Source organism: Streptomyces sp. NPDC016469 (assembly GCF_040632905.1).
Taxonomy (GTDB): Bacteria; Actinomycetota; Actinomycetes; order Streptomycetales; family Streptomycetaceae; genus Streptomyces.
In genome coordinates this window covers 50,171-65,499 of the sequence record NZ_JBEYCQ010000029.1, presented here as the reverse complement: position 1 = coordinate 65,499, position 15,329 = coordinate 50,171, and the positions used below count along the sequence as shown (strand labels likewise).

The window sequence follows — 15,329 nt, the reverse complement described above, 5'->3', positions numbered from 1 at the left end:
TTAGGTGACCTCGCGGGCGCAATCGTGCCCTTGACACTGGCCTCCCTACTGCTTGGGTCACGGGAGGCACGGGCCCGGTGGGCGACTCCCCGGAGGGAGCGCCGCGTGGTACTCGCGGGCGGCATACGGACGGCGGTTGTTGAGTTGTGTGGTGCGTGGCGCCTTTGGAGGTGCCGGTGTGCCGTATGCGGGGCCTGACGGAAGCAAGACTCTGCCGGAACGGGACCGGGGGAAGCAATTCTCCGTTGCGTGTGAAAGGTCACACCCCGTTTGGCGGCCCTGAATCACGGAAAAGGCGCCACAACACGCCGCCGCCCGGCTAGGCTGCTTGGCCCGCCGGGCGGCGTCAACGTCCCAACCTGTATCAGATCTGACCTTCCTCCAGCATTTCGGTCACCAGTGCGGCGATGCGGGAACGCTCCGAACGCGTGAGCGTCACATGGGCGAAGAGCGGGTGCCCCTTCAGCTTCTCGACCACGGCGACCACACCGTCGTAACGGCCGACCCTGAGGTTGTCCCGCTGGGCCACGTCATGCGTGAGGACGACCCGGGAATTCGTGCCGATCCTGGACAACACGGTCAGCAGGACGTTCCGTTCGAGCGACTGGGCCTCGTCGACGATCACGAAGGCGTCGTGCAGGGAGCGGCCCCGGATGTGGGTGAGCGGCAGGATCTCCAGCATCCCGCGCCCCAGCACCTCCTCGATCACCTCACGCCCGGAGACGGCCGAGAGGGTGTCGAAGACGGCCTGCGCCCAGGGGCTCATCTTCTCGGCCTCGCTGCCGGGGAGATAGCCGAGCTCCTGCCCGCCCACCGCGTACAGCGGGCGGAAGACCATCACCTTCTTGTGCTGCCCGCGCTCCAGCACCGCTTCGAGCCCCGCGCAGAGCGCCAGCGCCGACTTGCCGGTGCCGGCCCGGCCGCCCAGCGAGACGATGCCCACCTCCTGGTCGAGCAGCAGATCCAGGGCGATGCGCTGCTCGGCGCTGCGGCCGTGGATGCCGAACGCCTCCCGGTCGCCGCGGACGAGGCGCACCTGGCCCTCCGGCGTGACCCGGCCGAGCGCCTTGCCGCGCTCGGACTGGAGGACCAGGCCGGTGTGCACGGGCAGCTCGGCGGCCTCGGGGACGTACAGCGTCTCCTCGGTGAAGAGCAGGTCCACCTGGTCGGCGGCGAGGGACAGTTCGGACATGCCCGTCCAGCCGGAGTCGGTGATCGCCAGCTCCGCCCGGTACTCCTCGGCGAGGAGGCCGACCGATGACGCCTTGATGCGCAGCGGGAGGTCCTTGGAGACGACCGTGACGTCGTACCCCTCGGCCTGGAGGTTGCGCGCGACCGCGAGGATCCGTGAGTCGTTGTCCCCCAACCGGTAGCCGGCGGGCAGAACGCCGGGATCGGAGTGGTTGAGCTCGACGCGGAGCGTCCCGCCGAGGTCCCCGAGGGGGATCGGCGCATCCAGCCGGCCGTAGCGGACCCGGAAGTCGTCCAGCAGGCGCAGGGCCTGGCGGGCGAAGTAGCCGAGCTCCGGATGGTGCCGTTTGGCCTCCAGTTCCGTGACCACGACGACCGGGAGCACGACCTCGTGCTCGTCGAAACGGGCCATGGCGTTCGGATCGGCCAGCAGGACGCTGGTGTCGAGAACGTAGGTGCGCCTGTCGGGCAGGCGGCGCTTTGTGCTGGTCACCACGGAAGGACGTACCCCCTCGGAAGAGGTCGGGGTGCGACGGCGGGCGTCGCGTGGCATCCCACTTGTCATCGGCGCCCACCCGGCTGGTGACCGGGCGCCGGCCTGTCAGGGATATGCCCTCTTACCCGGCCGGCCATGCCGACCGGATCTCTTCCGGGGGACGGCGGGGCGAGCCCCGCCCGCCTCAGCCTCCGTAGCGCCGGTGGCGGGCGGCGTAGTCGCGCAGCGCCCGCAGGAAGTCGACCCGGCGGAAGGCCGGCCAGAAGACCTCGCAGAAGTAGTACTCGGAGTGCGCGCTCTGCCAGAGCATGAACCCCGAGAGGCGCTGTTCGCCGCTGGTGCGGATGACGAGGTCGGGGTCGGGCTGGCCGCGCGTGTAGAGGTGCTCGGAGATGAGGTCGGTGGAGACGATCTCGGCGAGGTCCTCGAAGGAGGTGCCCTTGGTGGAGTGCTCCAGGAGCAGGGAGCGCACGGCGTCGGCGATCTCCTGGCGGCCGCCGTAGCCCACGGCGACGTTGACGAGTATCCCGTCGACCCCGACCGTGGCCTGCTCGGCCTCCTTGAGGACGGTCTGGGTGTGGGCGGGCAGCAGATCGAGCGTGCCGACGTGGTGGACCCGCCAGCGGCCGTCCGCGGCCAGACCGCGCACCGTGTTCTCGATGATGCCGAGCAGGGGCGTCAGCTCGGACTCGGGCCGGTCGAAGTTGTCGGTGGACAGCAGCCAGAGCGTGACGACCTCGACGTCGGTCTCGCTGCACCAGCCCAGGAGCTCCTTGATCTTGTCGGCCCCGGCCTGGTGGCCCTCGGCCGCCGTGCCGCCGGACGCCTTGGCCCAGCGCCGGTTCCCGTCGAGGATGACGCCGATGTGCTTGGGCACCTGGGAGTGGTCGAGGCGGGCCTCCACCCGGCGCGCGTAGAGCCCGTACACCAGGTCGCGCAAGTTCACTGAGTCCACCTCTCGGTTCCGTGCGGGCCCGCCGGCCCCGCGTCAGGGGTCCGGGGTCGTCCCCTGGGGATCGGATCGCCGCACTGGAAGGGGGCGGATCGCCCCGCCGTGTCATGGCAGTCCCGTCAGGCCACATTACTGCGCGGGCCCCGCACCCACCCAACCCGGCCTGTCACAAGTCCGTGATAAGGAGAGAAACGTGACTGATTCCCCTTCCCCCTACCAGGCCGCCGCGACCCGCTACGACTCCATGGAGTACCGGCGCAGCGGACGCAGCGGTCTCAAGCTGCCGGCCGTCTCGCTCGGCCTCTGGCACAACTTCGGCGACGACCGGGCGCTCGGCTCTCAGCGGGCCATCCTGCGGCGCGCCTTCGACCTCGGTGTGACCCACTTCGACCTGGCCAACAACTACGGCCCGCCGGCCGGCTCGGCCGAGCTGAACTTCGGCAAGCTCTTCCGCCAGGACTTCGCCCCGTACCGGGACGAACTGCTGATCTCGACCAAGGCGGGGTACGAGATGCACCCCGGGCCGTACGGGGAGTGGGGGTCGCGCAAGTACCTGCTGTCGTCCCTGGACGCCTCGCTGCAGCGGATGGGCCTGGACTACGTCGACATCTTCTACTCGCACCGCTTCGACCCGGAGACTCCGCTGGAGGAGACGATGGGGGCGCTGGCCTCCGCCGTGCGTCAGGGCAAGGCGCTGTACGTGGGGGTGTCCTCGTACAACTCGGCGCAGACCGCCGAGGCGGCGCGGCTGCTGCGCGAGATGGGCGTGCCGGCCCTGATCCACCAGCCGTCCTACTCGATGATCAACCGCTGGACCGAGGAGGACGGGCTCCTGGACACGCTGGAGGCGGCCGGGATGGGCTGCATCTCCTTCGTACCGCTGGCCCAGGGGCTGCTGACCGGGAAGTACCTGAACGGCATCCCGGAGGGTTCGCGCGCCACGCAGGGCAAGTCGCTCGACCCGGACCTGCTGTCGCAGGAGGTGGTGCGCCGGCTGAACGGGCTGAACGACATCGCGCGCCGCCGGGGCCAGTCGCTCGCCCAGCTGGCCCTGAAGTGGGTGCTGCGCGACAGCCGGATGACGTCCGCCCTGATCGGCGCGTCGAGCGTGGGCCAACTGGAGGAGAACGTCGCGGCGCTGGCGGGTCCGGAGCTGTCGGCCGAGGAGCTGAAGGAGATCGACGTCTTCGCCGTCGACACCGAGGGCACCAACATCTGGGCCGCGCGGGGCTGAGTGCGTGCCGTGCCCGGCGCCGGGCACAAAAAACGGGCCGGTCCGTGGGGGGGGGTTACGGACCGGCCCGAGGGGGGGTTTCCACCATAACCCTTCGTAAGTGATGCTGGGTGCCGCGGCGCGAAATAATTACTCTCCGAGAGTGAGTGGCGTCGCTCCGGTCACCGGCCCGCCCTTCCCGTGCGTCTCTGACCTGCGAGAACACCGCCCGGCCCGGGAGGGGTACCGGAAACACGCCCGAGACGTCCACAGGATGTCCACATTCCGCGCGTCAGTGGCCTCCCCGCGGCTTCACACAGCCCGTTCCCTCCATGTAGCGGCCGTGCGCCTCGGCGTTGACGAGTCCGTTGACCACGCCGTCCAGCGACCCGTCCACGCACAGGGTCCCGAGGGACACGGTGAACGAGGTGCGGTGCGTTCCGAAGGTGCCCGTGGTGACCGATCCGTCCGGGTATCCGAGGGCGTGGAGTGCCTGGAAGACCGTGTCCTCGGTGGACTCGCGCCCCTCCGCGAGCGCGGCGAGCCCTTGCTTCACCCTCTCCACCTCCGCCTCGCCCCGGGCGCGGTCCGCCCCGGACAGGTCGGCGGTGGCCTGGAAGGCGTGGTTCTCGGCGTAGTGCGGGTTGGCGTCGCCGTCCTGCTCGTCGCGCGGACCCGACGCGGCGGCGGTCCGGGGCGCCGCCGCGTCACCGGGGGTGGCCAGGATGTGGCCGCAGCCGGTGAGGGCGGAGGCGGTCAGGAGGAGGGCTGCACCGGTGCGGAGCGGGGCCGCACGTCTCGCGGAGGTCATGGGTACGAGTATGGAACGGGAACCCGGCGTGCGGGGGCGGAAGTTGGCCCCCGACGCCATGACGTCACGTCGCGGCCGCCGCGCCCCGGTGGCCCCGGGTGAAGCGGACGCCCACGGTGTCCCCGCCGACGACCACGAAGCGGCCGCCCTCGCAACGGATCACGGCCTCGTGGACCTCGCCCCGCTCGTCCCGGCGCTCGTCCGTACTCAGCACCGTCCAGCCGCCCTCCGGGACCTCCGGCAGACCGGCCAGCACGGCGAACTCCCACTGCGCGGCGGGCACACACCAGTCGGGCAGCTGCGGCCAGGTGCCGGCGCCCACGTGCAGGGTGCCGTCGGAGGCGCAGGTCAGGCGGACCGACTGGCCGTCGTCCAGCACGAACGAGACGGCCTCCGGCTCGCCCATCCGGCCCTCGGGGCGGTAGAAGATCCCGAGGACGCCGACGATCCTGGCCCCCTTGAGCCACTCGGCGCCGCCCCGGCGCGGGCCGTGCGCGGCGTCCCCGTCGGTGCCGAGGTCCATGGCCAGCTCCTTCCGCGAGCGCTCGCGACCAGACTGCCATCCTTCGGGCCGTATGGGGGTGTTGGTCTCACGCGGGCTTGCGGGCCTCGATCAGGAAGCGGGTGGTGTGGGCGACGAACGGGCCCTCGGTCTCCAGCCGGTGGTGCAGCGCGGCGAGCTGGGGCCGGTACCGCTCGACGGTGAAGCCGGGCACCATCCAGATCACCTTGCGCAGGAAGTAGACGACGGCCCCGATGTCGAAGAACTCGGTGCGCAGCCGCTCCGACCGGAGGTCCACGACGTCGAGCCCGGCCGCCTCGGCGTCGGCCCGCGCCCGCTCCGGGTCACGCCCGCCGCGCACCTCCGGGGGCTGCGGCCCGAGGAAGTACTCGACCAGCTCGAAGACGCTGGCGGGGCCCACCTGTTGCGAGAAGTACGTGCCACCGGGCGCCAGCACCCGGGCGATCTCGTCCCACCACGTGGTCACCGGATGCCGGCTGACCACCAGGTCGAAGGCCCCGTCCCCGAACGGCAGCGGCGGCTCGTCCTCGTCCGCGACGACGGCCACCCCGCGCGGGTGCAGCAGCGCGGTCGCCCGCGCGATGTTCGGCGGCCAGGACTCGGTGGCGACGGCGAGCGGCGGCAGCTCCGGCACGGAGGCCAGCACCTCGCCCCCGCCCGTCTGGATGTCGAGCGCGGCCCGCGCCCGCCCCATCCGCTCCCCCATGGCCCGCGCGTACCCCCAGGAGGGCCGCTGCTCGGTGGCCCGCCCGTCGAGCCAGGAGAAGTCCCACCCCTCGACGGAGACGCTGTCCGCCTCCGCGACCAGGGCGTCGAACCGGGCGGCTTCACCGGGGGTGGGTACGGTGGCGTGAGGTGTTGCGGGCATGGGGCCATGATCCCAGCCGGACCCGGCCGGCCGCGACCGCATTACGGACGGGGCGGGCCCGGGTCAGGCCGCCAGCGCACCGAACAGCAGCCCCAGGAACGCCCCCGCGATCATGAACGGGCCGAACGGGATGCCCGTCTTGGGGCCCGCGCGGCGCAGCGCGACGAGCGCCGCCCCGTACACCGCGCCGAACAGGAAGCCCGCGAAGCCGCCCGCGAAGACGACGGCCCAGCCGTACCAGCCGAGGACCGTGCCCAGGGAGAGGGCCAGTTTGACGTCGCCGAAGCCCATGCCGCGCGGGTTGATGAGGAAGAGCAGGAAGTAGAACGCGCCCAGGACGAGCCCGCCCAGGACGGCGGAGAGCCAGGAGCCCGCGTGTTCCGGCAGCAGTGCGGCCAGACCCAGGAGTACGGCGGCGGCTCCGGCGGCCGGCAGGGTCAGCCCGTCCGGCAGCCGGTGCACGCGGTGGTCGATGCTCGCGAGGAGCACCGCGACCGGGGCGAGCAGCAGCCAGGCCGCCAGCTCGGGCCGCGTCCCGGTGGCCCAGGCGAGGGCGGCGCAGGCGAGCGCGGTGACGACGGGAGCGAGGCGGTGGGGGGCGTAACGGGGGGTGGGCGCGTCCTCGGCCGGTACGGCGCCGGGGGCCCCCGTACGCACCTCGGCGACCGCCCCCTCCGCGCACCCGCCGCAGCGTGCCGCGCCCAGCCAGGCGCGGGCGGGGCCGGTGAGGGGGTGGCCGGCCGGGCAGGCGTCCCGCCACGGTTCGCCGGGCGGAACGGAGAACCGGTAGGCGGCGCGCGGGACCAGGAGCCCGGTCGCGGCGCCCCAGAGTGCGGCGGCCCCTATCAGCATGGCGTACACCTGAGCGATCCTAATCGGCCTGCCACGGGCGGGGGTTGTGCCTGTGGATTCGGGCCCGGCGGCGGACCGGCGCCGCTACCGTCGGGCCATGGCTCGATGGCGCGATGGCACGGGGACGCTGACGATCACGGACCGGGACGGGGTGACCGAGACCCGGGTGCCGCTGCGGATCGCGGCGTCCTACCGGCACCGGGCGCGCGGGCTGCTCGGCCGGGACGGGGTCGACGGGGCGCTGATGATCACGCCGTGCGGGAGCGTGCACTCCTTCCGGATGCGGTTCACGATCGATGTGGCGTACCTGGACCGGAAGTTCAACGTGCTGGCCGTCCACACGATGAAGCCGGGCCGGCTGGGGCTGCCCCGGCCGCGCGGCCGGCATGTGATCGAGGCGGAGGCCGGGGCGATGGCGGCGTGGGGACTGCGGCCGGGAGTGCAGGTCCGGGTCGAGCAGTCCCCGTAGGGCGCCGCCCCGGGCGGTCTATCTCCGGGGCACGTCGCTGCCGTACACGACCCACGGCGACTGCTGGAAGGAGTTCACGCCCGACAGCTGCGGCTGGGCGGCGGCCACTTCGGGCAGCACCGCGAGCGTGTCCGGCCAGCAGTCGAAGTACACCGACCCCTTGACGATGAAGCCGGCCCAGTCGGTGGCCTCCGACGCGCCCTCGCGGTCGAGCACGAAGCCGACGCAGAGCAGCGAGGCCCGTCCGATCGCCTCGCGCACCGCGCGGACCACCCGTTCCTGCGCGTCGCGGTCCAGCGGGCCGAGGCCGAAGCGCAGCTCCACCGTGCCGTCGTCGCCCCGGCTGATCCTGGCCCGTATCTCCTCGCCGCCGGACAGCCACAGCAGGAAGTCGACCCGGTCCAGGCGTTGCAGCCCGGTCAGCAGCACGAGTTGGTCCCGGCTCACCCAGGACTGCGTACCGGACGGGTCGGCGCCGGGGCTGATCAGGGTGATGCGCCGGGTGACCGGGTGGTCCGCCCGCACGCCCGCCGCCTCCAGGTCGCCGAGCAGCGACTCGGCGTCGGGGCGGCTCCAGCACAGGTGGTACGAGCAGAAGAAACCGTCACTCATCGGCGCGTCACCTCGGTACTCGTGGTGGCTGCCCGCCCCGCCCGCGACACCGCACGGGGCGGCGGCGTGGGGGCCGGCGGGTGGTCGGTACCCGAGCGTACGGGCCACCCCTGGTCCGGGGCCCGGATCCGGCGGCCCGCCCCGCGGACCCGTCCGGTCGCACCCCGGGGGCCGGGCCCGGCTCGTAGACTCGCCGGACGGGCCGACCGGTCCGCGGGGTGGGGACGGCGGGGAGTCGCGGCATGGTCATGTGGGTCCAACCGAGCGGCGCCGACGCGCTGTCGGCGCGCCAGGACGGCATACGCCGGACTTACGCGGAGGCGTTCGCGGGCCCGCCGTGGCACGAGGACCCGGGCCTGGCCGACGGCTATGTCCACCGCCTGGCGGAGGACGCCGCCCGTCCCGGTTTCAGGGCCGCGCTCGCGCTGAGCGGCGACCCGGAGGACCCGGACGCCGCCACGGTGGTGGGGTTCGCGACGGCCTGGACCACCGCCTCCCCCTTCCCGTCCGCCCGGGGCTACGCGGCCGTCGCCTCGGTCCTGGGCCCCGAGCGGACGGCGGCCTGGCTCGTCGGCGCGCTGGAGGTGGACGAACTCGCGCTCAGCCCGCACGCCCGGGGGACCGGCCTGGCGGCCGCGCTCCTGGAGACCGTCACCGCGTCCGCGCCCGGGGGCCGCTGCTGGCTGCTGACCTCGGCGGACGCCGAGCCCGCGGTGCGCCTGTACCGGCGGCTCGGCTGGCGCCGGGTGCCCGGCCCTGCGGGCGGCCCGGACATCGCCGTGTTCCTCGGGCCCGCGCATCCGGCGCTGCGTGGCCGGTGATCTCCCCGGCGAGGACGGCCGGGAACCCGGGCCCGCGCGTCCGGCGCTGCCTGGGCCGGCGCCGCGCGTCGGCGCATAAGCGGTGGACAACCCCGTCCCGCCCCGGGAAGCTGTGCGGCGATGACACGCACCGATACGCCTCCCGCATGGGACGAGCGCACCCAGCTGACCACCTTCCTCGACTACACCCGCGCCACCGCGGTGGCCAAGTGCGAAGGGCTCTCGCAGGAGAACGCCGTTCGGGCCCCCCTGCCCGGCTCCCCGCTGATGACCATCGCGGGGGTGGTCAACCATCTGCGCTGGGTCGAGTACTACTGGTTCGAGGTCGTCTTCCTCGGCGGCGAGGACGAGGGCCCGTGGACGGACGAGGACCCGGACCGCGAGATGCGGATCGCCGTCGACATGCCGCTCGCCGATGTGCTGCGGGAGTACGAGGAGCAGAGCGCCCGCTACCGGGAGCTGGTCGCGGCCCACGACTTGGACGCGCGAGCCGAGCGGAAGCGCTCGAACGGGATCAGCCCCGATCTGCGCTGGATCCTGCTGCACCTCGTCGAGGAGACGGCCCGTCACAACGGCCACATCGACATCATCCGCGAGATCCTGGACGGGACCACGGGGGACTAGCCGCGCCGGGCCCGGGCCAGCTCCACGTTGAACTGGGCCCCGGACAGGAGCGCCAGGTTGGTGAACCAGACCCAGATCAGGAACACCACCAGCCCCGCCAGTGAGCCGTACAGCCGGCTGTAGGAGCCGATGTACGTGGCGTAGAGCGCGAACCCCGCCGACGCGGCCAGCCACAGCAGCGCCGCGAGCACCCCGCCGGGCACCGCCTGCCGGGCCCGGCGGGCCGGTTCCGGGCCGGTGCGGAAGAGGACCGTGATCAGCCCGGCGACCAGGCACAGCAGCACCGGCCACTTCAGCACCTCCCACACCGCGTCCCCCACGTGGGTCACGCCCAGCCGGTGCCCCGCCCAGCGCGCCAGCGGACCGGTGAGCACGAGGGCGAACGCGCTGGCCATCATCAGCAGGAGCAGCCCGACCGCCCACGCCACGATGATGTGCGCCTGGCGCAGCGCCGGCCGGGTGTCCCGCACCCCGTGCATGGCGTGCAGCGCCCGCCGGAACACGGCGAGGTAGCTGGACGCGGACCACAGCGCGCTGACGGACCCGGTCGCGACGAGCAGCCAGACGGCGGTGCGCTGCTGGGTGGCGGCTTCCAGCGGCTCGCGCAGCGCGGTGGCGGCCTCGGCGGGCGCGAAGGCGGTGATGTCGGCTATCAGCGCACCGGTGGCGCCGGGGCTGGCGAGTCCGATGACGGACACGGTCACCAGGAGCGCGGGCAGCAGGGCGAGGATCGCGTAGTAGGTGAGGGCGGCGGCCCAGTCGGATATGTCGTCGTTCCACATCGAGACGGGCGTGCGGCGCAGCGCGAGCGGCCAGCGCCGGGCCCTTCCGGGGACGGGGGCGGGGGCGGTCTGCGGGGTTCTGCGCGGGTGGGGCGGGGCCCCGGCGGCGGTGCCGCTGGACTGGCTGGACACGGTTGCGGCTCCGGGGACGTGAGCGGTGTGGGAGGGACGGCGCCGGGTACGGGCCGGGCCCGCCCCCGCCTCTCCTCTTCTGCTCGGGTTCCCGCCCGGTACACCCGCTTCCGCGCCAGGGGGAGCCTCCGGCCCCCTCGTTGTCGTACCCCGTCCGTACGCTCACCCCCATGAGCGTCTCCCTCTACTGCACCGCGCGCCGCGCGACCCCGCTGACCGGGCCCGAGTCGGCCGCCGTCACCCGTGTCCTCACCGCGCGCCAGGCCTCGTTCCCGTACGAGGACGAGGAGAGCCTGTACGTGTACGACCCCCGGGTGGCGGAGCCGGGGACCGTCCTCGACGGCTCCGCCAAGATGCCGTTCGACCCCGGCCGGCTGCTGCCGGTGGTCGCCCATGTGCTGGACACGGTCACGGAGTTGCGCCGGACGCTGCCGGATGCCGACTGGCATGTGCACCTGGACGACCTGGACATCGAGTGGGACGAGGCCAAGGGGTACGAGCTGCCCGGGATGCGCGACCCGGACCTCATGGCGGAGCTTGCGGCGGAAAGCGATCGTTGAGGGACCGAAAACGGCTTGCCGATGTCCTGGACCCTGCCTAGCTTGGTGCGCATGGGTTCTCTGTGATACTCCCCCTGCGTCTGCGTTGAGCTCGGCTCCGCAGCAGCGCATTCTCCTGCGCCTCCGCGTTCTCATACCTTCGTGGCTCCCTGACGCCTGCCTGCCCTTCCGGCACGCGGCAGCGGTGTGCCGCCGGCGTGCGCGGACGCGCCCCGACCACCGCGCGCCGATCGGCACGGGCCGAGAAACAGGGGCTTCTCTTGCACACCGGACAACTCACACTTCACCACGTCACCCGCCGCTACGACGACCGCGTCGTGCTGGACGACGTCACTTTCACCGTCAGGCCCGGCGAGCGGGCCGGCGTCATCGGCGACAACGGGGCCGGCAAGTCCACGCTGCTCCGGCTCATCGCCGGCCTCGACCGGCCCGACAACGGCGAGCTGACCGTCGTCGCGCCCGGCGGTACGGGCTACCTCGCCCAGTCGCTCGCCCTGCCCGCCGGGGCCACCGTCCAGGACGCGGTGGACGCGGCACTCGTCGGGCTGCGGCAGCTGGAGGCCCGGATGCGCCGGGCCGAGGCCGGGCTCGCGGGCCTGGCCGGGGCGGAGCTGACCGCCGCGCTGGAGGCGTACGCGCGGCTGGTCGCGCGGTACGAGGCGCGGGCCGGTTACGAGGCCGACGCGCGGGTGGACATCGCCCTGCACGGTCTCGGGCTGCCCGGACTGGACCGGGACCGGCCGCTGTCCACCCTCTCGGGCGGCGAGCGGTCGCGGCTGGCGCTGGCGGGGACGCTGGCTTCCCGGCCGGAGCTGCTGCTGCTCGACGAGCCGACCAACGACCTGGACGACCGGGCGGTGGACTGGCTGGAGGACCACCTGCGGGCGCACCGGGGCACCGTGCTCGCGGTGACGCACGACCGGGTGTTCCTGGAACGGGTCACCACGACGATCCTGGAGGTCGGCGAGGGCCGGGTGACCCGGTACGGGGACGGCTACGAGGGCTACCTCGCCGCGAAGGCCGCCGATCGCCGGCGCCGGCTGCGGGAGTACGAGGACTGGCGCGACGAGCTGGCCCGTAACCGGGAGCTGGCCGCGTCCAACGTGGCCCGGCTGGAGGCGATCCCGCGCAAGGTGCCGCTCAGCGTGTTCGGGCACGGCGGGTTCCGGGCGCGGGGGCGGGGGCACGGGGCGATGGTCCGCATCCGCAACGCGAAGGAGCGCGTCGAACGGCTCACGGAGCGCCCGGTCGCGCCGCCGCCGGATCCGCTGGTGTTCGCCGCCCGGGTGACCACGGCCGAGGCGTCCGCTCCCCCGGTCGCGGCGGAGCTGGCCGGGGTCCGCGTCGGCCGCCGTCTCGCGGTGCCCGCCCTGCGGATCGGGGGCACGGAACGGCTGCTGGTCACGGGGGCGAACGGGGCCGGCAAGTCGACGCTGATGCGGGTGCTCGCGGGTGAGCTGCGGCCGGACGCGGGGACCGTGCGGACGCGGGGCCGGGTCGGGCATCTGCGCCAGGAGGAGACGCCGTGGCCGGCCGGTCTGACGCTCCCGGAGGCGTACGCCCACGGGCGCGGCGGTGACCTCGACGCGCACACGGAACACCTGCTGTCGCTGGGCCTGTTCAGCCCGGCGGACCTCCGCCTGAGGGTGGGCGAGCTGTCCTACGGGCAGCGGCGCCGCATCGAACTGGCCCGCCTGGTCGGCGAACCCGTCGGCCTGCTGCTGCTGGACGAGCCGACGAACCACCTCGCCCCGGCGCTGGTGGAGGAGCTGGAGGGGGCGCTGGCCGGGTTCGGGGGTGCGGTGGTCGTCGTCACGCACGACCGGCGGCTGCGTGACCGCTTCCGCGGGAGGCGGCTGGAACTGGACGGTGGGCGGGTGGTGGAACGTACGGGGGTGGCGTGACTGGCTGGTGAACCACTGGCGCGATGGCTGATGCAAGCCCCCTCCACAGGGGTCTGATATCGATCATATGAACACCAGCCGACATTTGGCAGCTGACTCATAGACAACCCCTGGGGGGGATTTGCACCTGTCTCCACTGAATCCGGTCGCACCGGCCGCGCGCCCTCGAAGCGCGCGAGCCGGATCGCGGCCTGCGCCGCGCTCCGGCGACCTCTATCTCTACGTCTCCACAGGGCGCATCGAGGGCCGGCCCTTCGAACCCGGCGTCAAGGTGGCCCCGGGCTGGCAGGCATACGACCAGACCGTCGGCATGAAGGACGCCACCGACGACGGCATCGGCGACGTCGTCACCCGGACCCCGGCCGGTGATCTCTCTTTCCACGAGGGCACCGGGGACCCGCCGGAGCCCTTCAAGGCACCGTTCAAGATCGGTTACGGGTACGACACGTACAACCAGCTCGTGGGTCTGGACGATGTCAACGGCGATGGTCGCGGTGACCTCATGGGCCGCAAGACGACTCCGGCAAGCGCAACGTCATAGCCGCCTCTCCCGAGGGCACCGGGTATGTGTACGAATCCCTGAACAACGACGAGCTCTACGGGGCGGATGAGAGTCCGTCCCTCTCCCGCGACGGCCTCAGTCGGAACGCCTCCTCCCTCAACGGTGACGGGAAATCCGACGTCCTCCGGGTGGAGGGCGACGACCTGTACCTCGGGTACAAGAAGATCAGTGCTGGATGGGGCGTCTACGACGACATCGTCGGCCCGGGCGACCTGAGCGGTGACGGCGCGGGCGATCTCCTCGCCCGCGACTCCGAGGGCGACCTGTTCCTGTACCAGGGGAACGGCAAGGGCACCGCGTTCGCCGCGAAGGTCAAGGTGGGCTACGGCTACGGCACCTACCGCTTCATCGTCGGCGCCGGGGACCTCACCGGTGACGGCCGGGCGGACGTGGTGGCGATCGCCAAGGGCGGCACGCTGTACGTGGCTGTACGTGTACGAGGGCACGGGGAAGGCGTCCGCACCGCTGAAGGCGCGCGTCACGATCGGCTCCGGCTTCCACATCTACAACAAGTTCGCCGCCGTGGACAACCTCAACGGGGACGGCAGAACGGGCCTGGTCGGGGTCAACGGCTACGGCGACCTCTACCGCTACGCGTCGACCGGGACGGGTGAGCTGAGCAAGCGCGTACTGATCGACTACGACTTCAACGAGTACAAGGCCCTGTACTGATCCCCCGCGCGGCGGCGGCCCTGGTGCGGGCCGCCGCCGCGCGGTGCGGGTCAGCTCTGCGAGCCGGTCTCGGTCTCGCCGCGCTGGAAGGAGACCTCCACGCGGCGGTTCTTCCGGCGGCCCTCCTCGTCCTCGTTGCTCGCGATCGGGTAGTCCTCGCCGTAGCCCCGGATCTCGAACGTGATCCCGGTACCGCCGAGCGCCTCGTCCAGCACGTTGTGGACGGCCTCGGCGCGCTTCTTGGACAGCACGTCACCGTGCTCGGACGAGCCGAGGTCGTCGGTGAACCCGAACACCCGGACCTTCTTGGCATCCTGCCGCTTGATCTCCTCGGCGATGGCGTTGATCCGCCCCTTGGCCTCACCGCTGAGCTTGGCGCTGTCCTTACCGAAGAGCACTTCCGCCTGAAGGGCGAACTTGATGTCGGCGTTGGTGTCCTCGCGCCGCTCCTCGCCGCCGAGGTCCTCGATGACGGACTTGATGTCGAGAACTTTGGGCGGGGCGAGGGTGGCGCCCTCGGGGAGCTTGAGGTCGGTGTCGGTCGGGTCGACCTCGACGGGGGGTTCGGCGGATGCGGAGGGGTAGGGACTGTCCCCGGCAACCGCGTGCGGGGCGACCGCCCCGACGACCCCCAGGGCGACCACCCCGGCGAGGAGCGTTGTTGTGACGCGGCGGGGGGTCATCCGGAGATCTCGATCGTCGCCGAACTGAAGCCCGGAAACTGAACGCTCACCTCGGAGGTCGTCGGAGCGGGTGCCGGGAACTGTGCGAAGAAGGGCAGGCTCGCACCCGAGTCGATTCCGGAGTCGTAGTTCGTCGTGGTCAGCGGACGGTCATTGGTGTCGCGGAGTACGTAGTAGCGCTTCTTCGCCTGGGAATCGACCAGCGTCATCGCCGCCAGGGAGGGGCCCGTCGCGACAACCGCTTCCTCCTTGCCGCTCCACTCGACTGGCGTGACCACGCGGCTGCCGGAGGTGTTCTTCAGCTCGCCCGTCAGCGTGAGGAAGCCGCCCTGGTCACGTTCGGCGGTGTGGATCACCATGTCGACGCCCATAGCCCCCTTGACGGTCGCCAGGATCTTGCTGGTGTCCTGATCCGTCTCGCCCTGCCCGGCCGGCTGCTTCTCGCCGGTCTCGGACGCCGCGGACGAGCTCGAAGGAGCCTTGTTCCCTGCGTCGTCCTTTCCGTCGCCGCCGCAAGCGGCCACGGAAAGAGTCAACGTCCCGATCAGCAATGCTGCGGCACCGGTTCGGCGCATGCTTCTCACGTACCGAATACTCATTGC

General features: G+C 72.4%; 18 protein-coding genes and 1 pseudogene. 9 read left to right on the top strand and 10 right to left on the bottom strand.

All coding sequences use genetic code 11. From position 1 onward, the window contains the following. Positions 1–364 precede the first annotated feature (364 nt). Together ABZ565_RS27995 and ABZ565_RS27990 are read right to left on the bottom strand one after the other, a co-directional pair. Entirely contained in the window at positions 365–1,687 is a 1,323-nt protein-coding gene (locus ABZ565_RS27995; RefSeq protein ID WP_361032570.1) for a PhoH family protein, read from the bottom strand. Positions 1,688–1,871: 184 nt separating this feature from the next. Continuing rightward, on the bottom strand, positions 1,872–2,633 hold the full coding sequence (locus tag ABZ565_RS27990) for an isoprenyl transferase (protein ID WP_361032567.1): 762 nt from the start codon (positions 2,631–2,633) through the stop codon (positions 1,872–1,874). A 199-nt stretch (positions 2,634–2,832) separates the two neighbouring features. Between ABZ565_RS27990 and mgrA the strand changes: the two genes are divergently transcribed. Next, the gene (gene mgrA, locus ABZ565_RS27985; RefSeq protein WP_361032565.1) at positions 2,833–3,873 is read left to right on the top strand and encodes an L-glyceraldehyde 3-phosphate reductase; all 1,041 of its coding nucleotides are present in this window, start codon (positions 2,833–2,835) and stop codon (positions 3,871–3,873) included. 271 nt (positions 3,874–4,144) lie between these two features. Here the strand turns inward: mgrA and ABZ565_RS27980 are convergent, their stop codons facing one another. From ABZ565_RS27980 to ABZ565_RS27965, 4 genes are all read right to left on the bottom strand, one after another. Further along, positions 4,145–4,663 carry a hypothetical protein gene (locus ABZ565_RS27980; RefSeq protein WP_361032562.1) on the bottom strand — a complete coding sequence of 173 codons (519 nt, stop codon included), beginning with the start codon at positions 4,661–4,663 and terminating at the stop codon, positions 4,145–4,147. 64 nt (positions 4,664–4,727) lie between these two features. Continuing rightward, positions 4,728–5,186, bottom strand: coding sequence for a hypothetical protein (locus ABZ565_RS27975; RefSeq protein WP_361032559.1), 459 nt, complete (start codon positions 5,184–5,186; stop codon positions 4,728–4,730). A 67-nt stretch (positions 5,187–5,253) separates the two neighbouring features. Continuing rightward, a complete protein-coding gene (locus ABZ565_RS27970; RefSeq protein WP_361032556.1) occupies positions 5,254–6,054 on the bottom strand; it encodes a class I SAM-dependent methyltransferase in 801 nt (266 codons plus the stop codon). Between the two features lie 63 nt (positions 6,055–6,117). Further along, on the bottom strand, positions 6,118–6,915 hold the full coding sequence (locus ABZ565_RS27965; protein WP_361032553.1) for an A24 family peptidase: 798 nt from the start codon (positions 6,913–6,915) through the stop codon (positions 6,118–6,120). An 88-nt stretch (positions 6,916–7,003) separates the two neighbouring features. Here ABZ565_RS27965 and ABZ565_RS27960 point away from each other — a divergent pair, with 88 nt between their 5' ends. After that, entirely contained in the window at positions 7,004–7,375 is a 372-nt protein-coding gene (locus ABZ565_RS27960; protein ID WP_361032550.1) for a DUF192 domain-containing protein, read from the top strand. Between the two features lie 18 nt (positions 7,376–7,393). Here the strand turns inward: ABZ565_RS27960 and ABZ565_RS27955 are convergent, their stop codons facing one another. Further along, positions 7,394–7,987 carry a hypothetical protein gene (locus ABZ565_RS27955; protein ID WP_361032548.1) on the bottom strand — a complete coding sequence of 198 codons (594 nt, stop codon included), beginning with the start codon at positions 7,985–7,987 and terminating at the stop codon, positions 7,394–7,396. A 242-nt stretch (positions 7,988–8,229) separates the two neighbouring features. Here ABZ565_RS27955 and ABZ565_RS27950 point away from each other — a divergent pair, with 242 nt between their 5' ends. Both ABZ565_RS27950 and ABZ565_RS27945 read left to right on the top strand, forming a co-directional pair. After that, positions 8,230–8,808, top strand: coding sequence for a GNAT family N-acetyltransferase (locus ABZ565_RS27950; protein ID WP_361032545.1), 579 nt, complete (start codon positions 8,230–8,232; stop codon positions 8,806–8,808). 120 nt (positions 8,809–8,928) lie between these two features. After that, positions 8,929–9,432, top strand: a complete 504-nt coding sequence (locus tag ABZ565_RS27945) for a DinB family protein (RefSeq protein ID WP_361032542.1) — start codon at positions 8,929–8,931, stop codon at positions 9,430–9,432. Here the strand turns inward: ABZ565_RS27945 and ABZ565_RS27940 are convergent. After that, entirely contained in the window at positions 9,429–10,346 is a 918-nt protein-coding gene (locus ABZ565_RS27940) for a YihY/virulence factor BrkB family protein (RefSeq protein WP_361032539.1), read from the bottom strand. The two genes, ABZ565_RS27945 and ABZ565_RS27940, sit on opposite strands and share 4 nt — an antisense overlap. A gap of 170 nt (positions 10,347–10,516) precedes the next feature. Between ABZ565_RS27940 and ABZ565_RS27935 the strand changes: the two genes are divergently transcribed. From ABZ565_RS27935 to ABZ565_RS27915, 5 genes and pseudogenes are all read left to right on the top strand, one after another. Next, positions 10,517–10,906 carry a hypothetical protein gene (locus ABZ565_RS27935; RefSeq protein WP_361032536.1) on the top strand — a complete coding sequence of 130 codons (390 nt, stop codon included), beginning with the start codon at positions 10,517–10,519 and terminating at the stop codon, positions 10,904–10,906. A 260-nt stretch (positions 10,907–11,166) separates the two neighbouring features. Further along, positions 11,167–12,810 (top strand): TlrC/CarA/OleB/SrmB family ABC-F type ribosomal protection protein, encoded by a 1,644-nt coding sequence (locus tag ABZ565_RS27930; RefSeq protein WP_361032533.1) that lies wholly within the window; start codon positions 11,167–11,169, stop codon positions 12,808–12,810. A 310-nt stretch (positions 12,811–13,120) separates the two neighbouring features. Continuing rightward, positions 13,121–13,351 carry a hypothetical protein gene (locus ABZ565_RS27925; protein ID WP_361032530.1) on the top strand — a complete coding sequence of 77 codons (231 nt, stop codon included), beginning with the start codon at positions 13,121–13,123 and terminating at the stop codon, positions 13,349–13,351. A 26-nt stretch (positions 13,352–13,377) separates the two neighbouring features. Then, a pseudogene (locus ABZ565_RS27920) lies at positions 13,378–13,707 on the top strand (hypothetical protein); the annotation flags it as partial. 97 nt (positions 13,708–13,804) lie between these two features. Beyond that, the gene (locus ABZ565_RS27915; protein ID WP_361032642.1) at positions 13,805–14,044 is read left to right on the top strand and encodes a hypothetical protein; all 240 of its coding nucleotides are present in this window, start codon (positions 13,805–13,807) and stop codon (positions 14,042–14,044) included. A 50-nt stretch (positions 14,045–14,094) separates the two neighbouring features. Here ABZ565_RS27915 and ABZ565_RS27910 read toward each other — a convergent pair whose 3' ends face one another. Next, on the bottom strand, positions 14,095–14,727 hold the full coding sequence (locus ABZ565_RS27910; RefSeq protein ID WP_361032527.1) for an OmpA family protein: 633 nt from the start codon (positions 14,725–14,727) through the stop codon (positions 14,095–14,097). Continuing rightward, positions 14,724–15,326 (bottom strand): hypothetical protein, encoded by a 603-nt coding sequence (locus ABZ565_RS27905; protein ID WP_361032524.1) that lies wholly within the window; start codon positions 15,324–15,326, stop codon positions 14,724–14,726. The genes ABZ565_RS27910 and ABZ565_RS27905 overlap by 4 nt, the downstream gene beginning before the upstream one ends. Positions 15,327–15,329 lie beyond the last annotated feature (3 nt).

Excerpts from the sequence above, each read along its gene's own strand:
- ABZ565_RS27980 (WP_361032562.1), bottom strand. The coding sequence starts at position 4,663 with ATGACCTCCGCGAGACGTGCGGCCCCGCTCCGCACCGGTGCAGCCCTC.
- ABZ565_RS27975 (WP_361032559.1), bottom strand. The coding sequence starts at position 5,186 with ATGGACCTCGGCACCGACGGGGACGCCGCGCACGGCCCGCGCCGGGGC.
- ABZ565_RS27970 (WP_361032556.1), bottom strand. The coding sequence starts at position 6,054 with ATGCCCGCAACACCTCACGCCACCGTACCCACCCCCGGTGAAGCCGCC.
- ABZ565_RS27960 (WP_361032550.1), top strand. The coding sequence starts at position 7,004 with ATGGCTCGATGGCGCGATGGCACGGGGACGCTGACGATCACGGACCGG.
- ABZ565_RS27955 (WP_361032548.1), bottom strand. The coding sequence starts at position 7,987 with ATGAGTGACGGTTTCTTCTGCTCGTACCACCTGTGCTGGAGCCGCCCC.
- ABZ565_RS27950 (WP_361032545.1), top strand. The coding sequence starts at position 8,230 with ATGGTCATGTGGGTCCAACCGAGCGGCGCCGACGCGCTGTCGGCGCGC.
- ABZ565_RS27945 (WP_361032542.1), top strand. The coding sequence starts at position 8,929 with ATGACACGCACCGATACGCCTCCCGCATGGGACGAGCGCACCCAGCTG.
- ABZ565_RS27935 (WP_361032536.1), top strand. The coding sequence starts at position 10,517 with ATGAGCGTCTCCCTCTACTGCACCGCGCGCCGCGCGACCCCGCTGACC.
- ABZ565_RS27925 (WP_361032530.1), top strand. The coding sequence starts at position 13,121 with ATGAAGGACGCCACCGACGACGGCATCGGCGACGTCGTCACCCGGACC.
- ABZ565_RS27910 (WP_361032527.1), bottom strand. The coding sequence starts at position 14,727 with ATGACCCCCCGCCGCGTCACAACAACGCTCCTCGCCGGGGTGGTCGCC.
- ABZ565_RS27905 (WP_361032524.1), bottom strand. The coding sequence starts at position 15,326 with ATGAGTATTCGGTACGTGAGAAGCATGCGCCGAACCGGTGCCGCAGCA.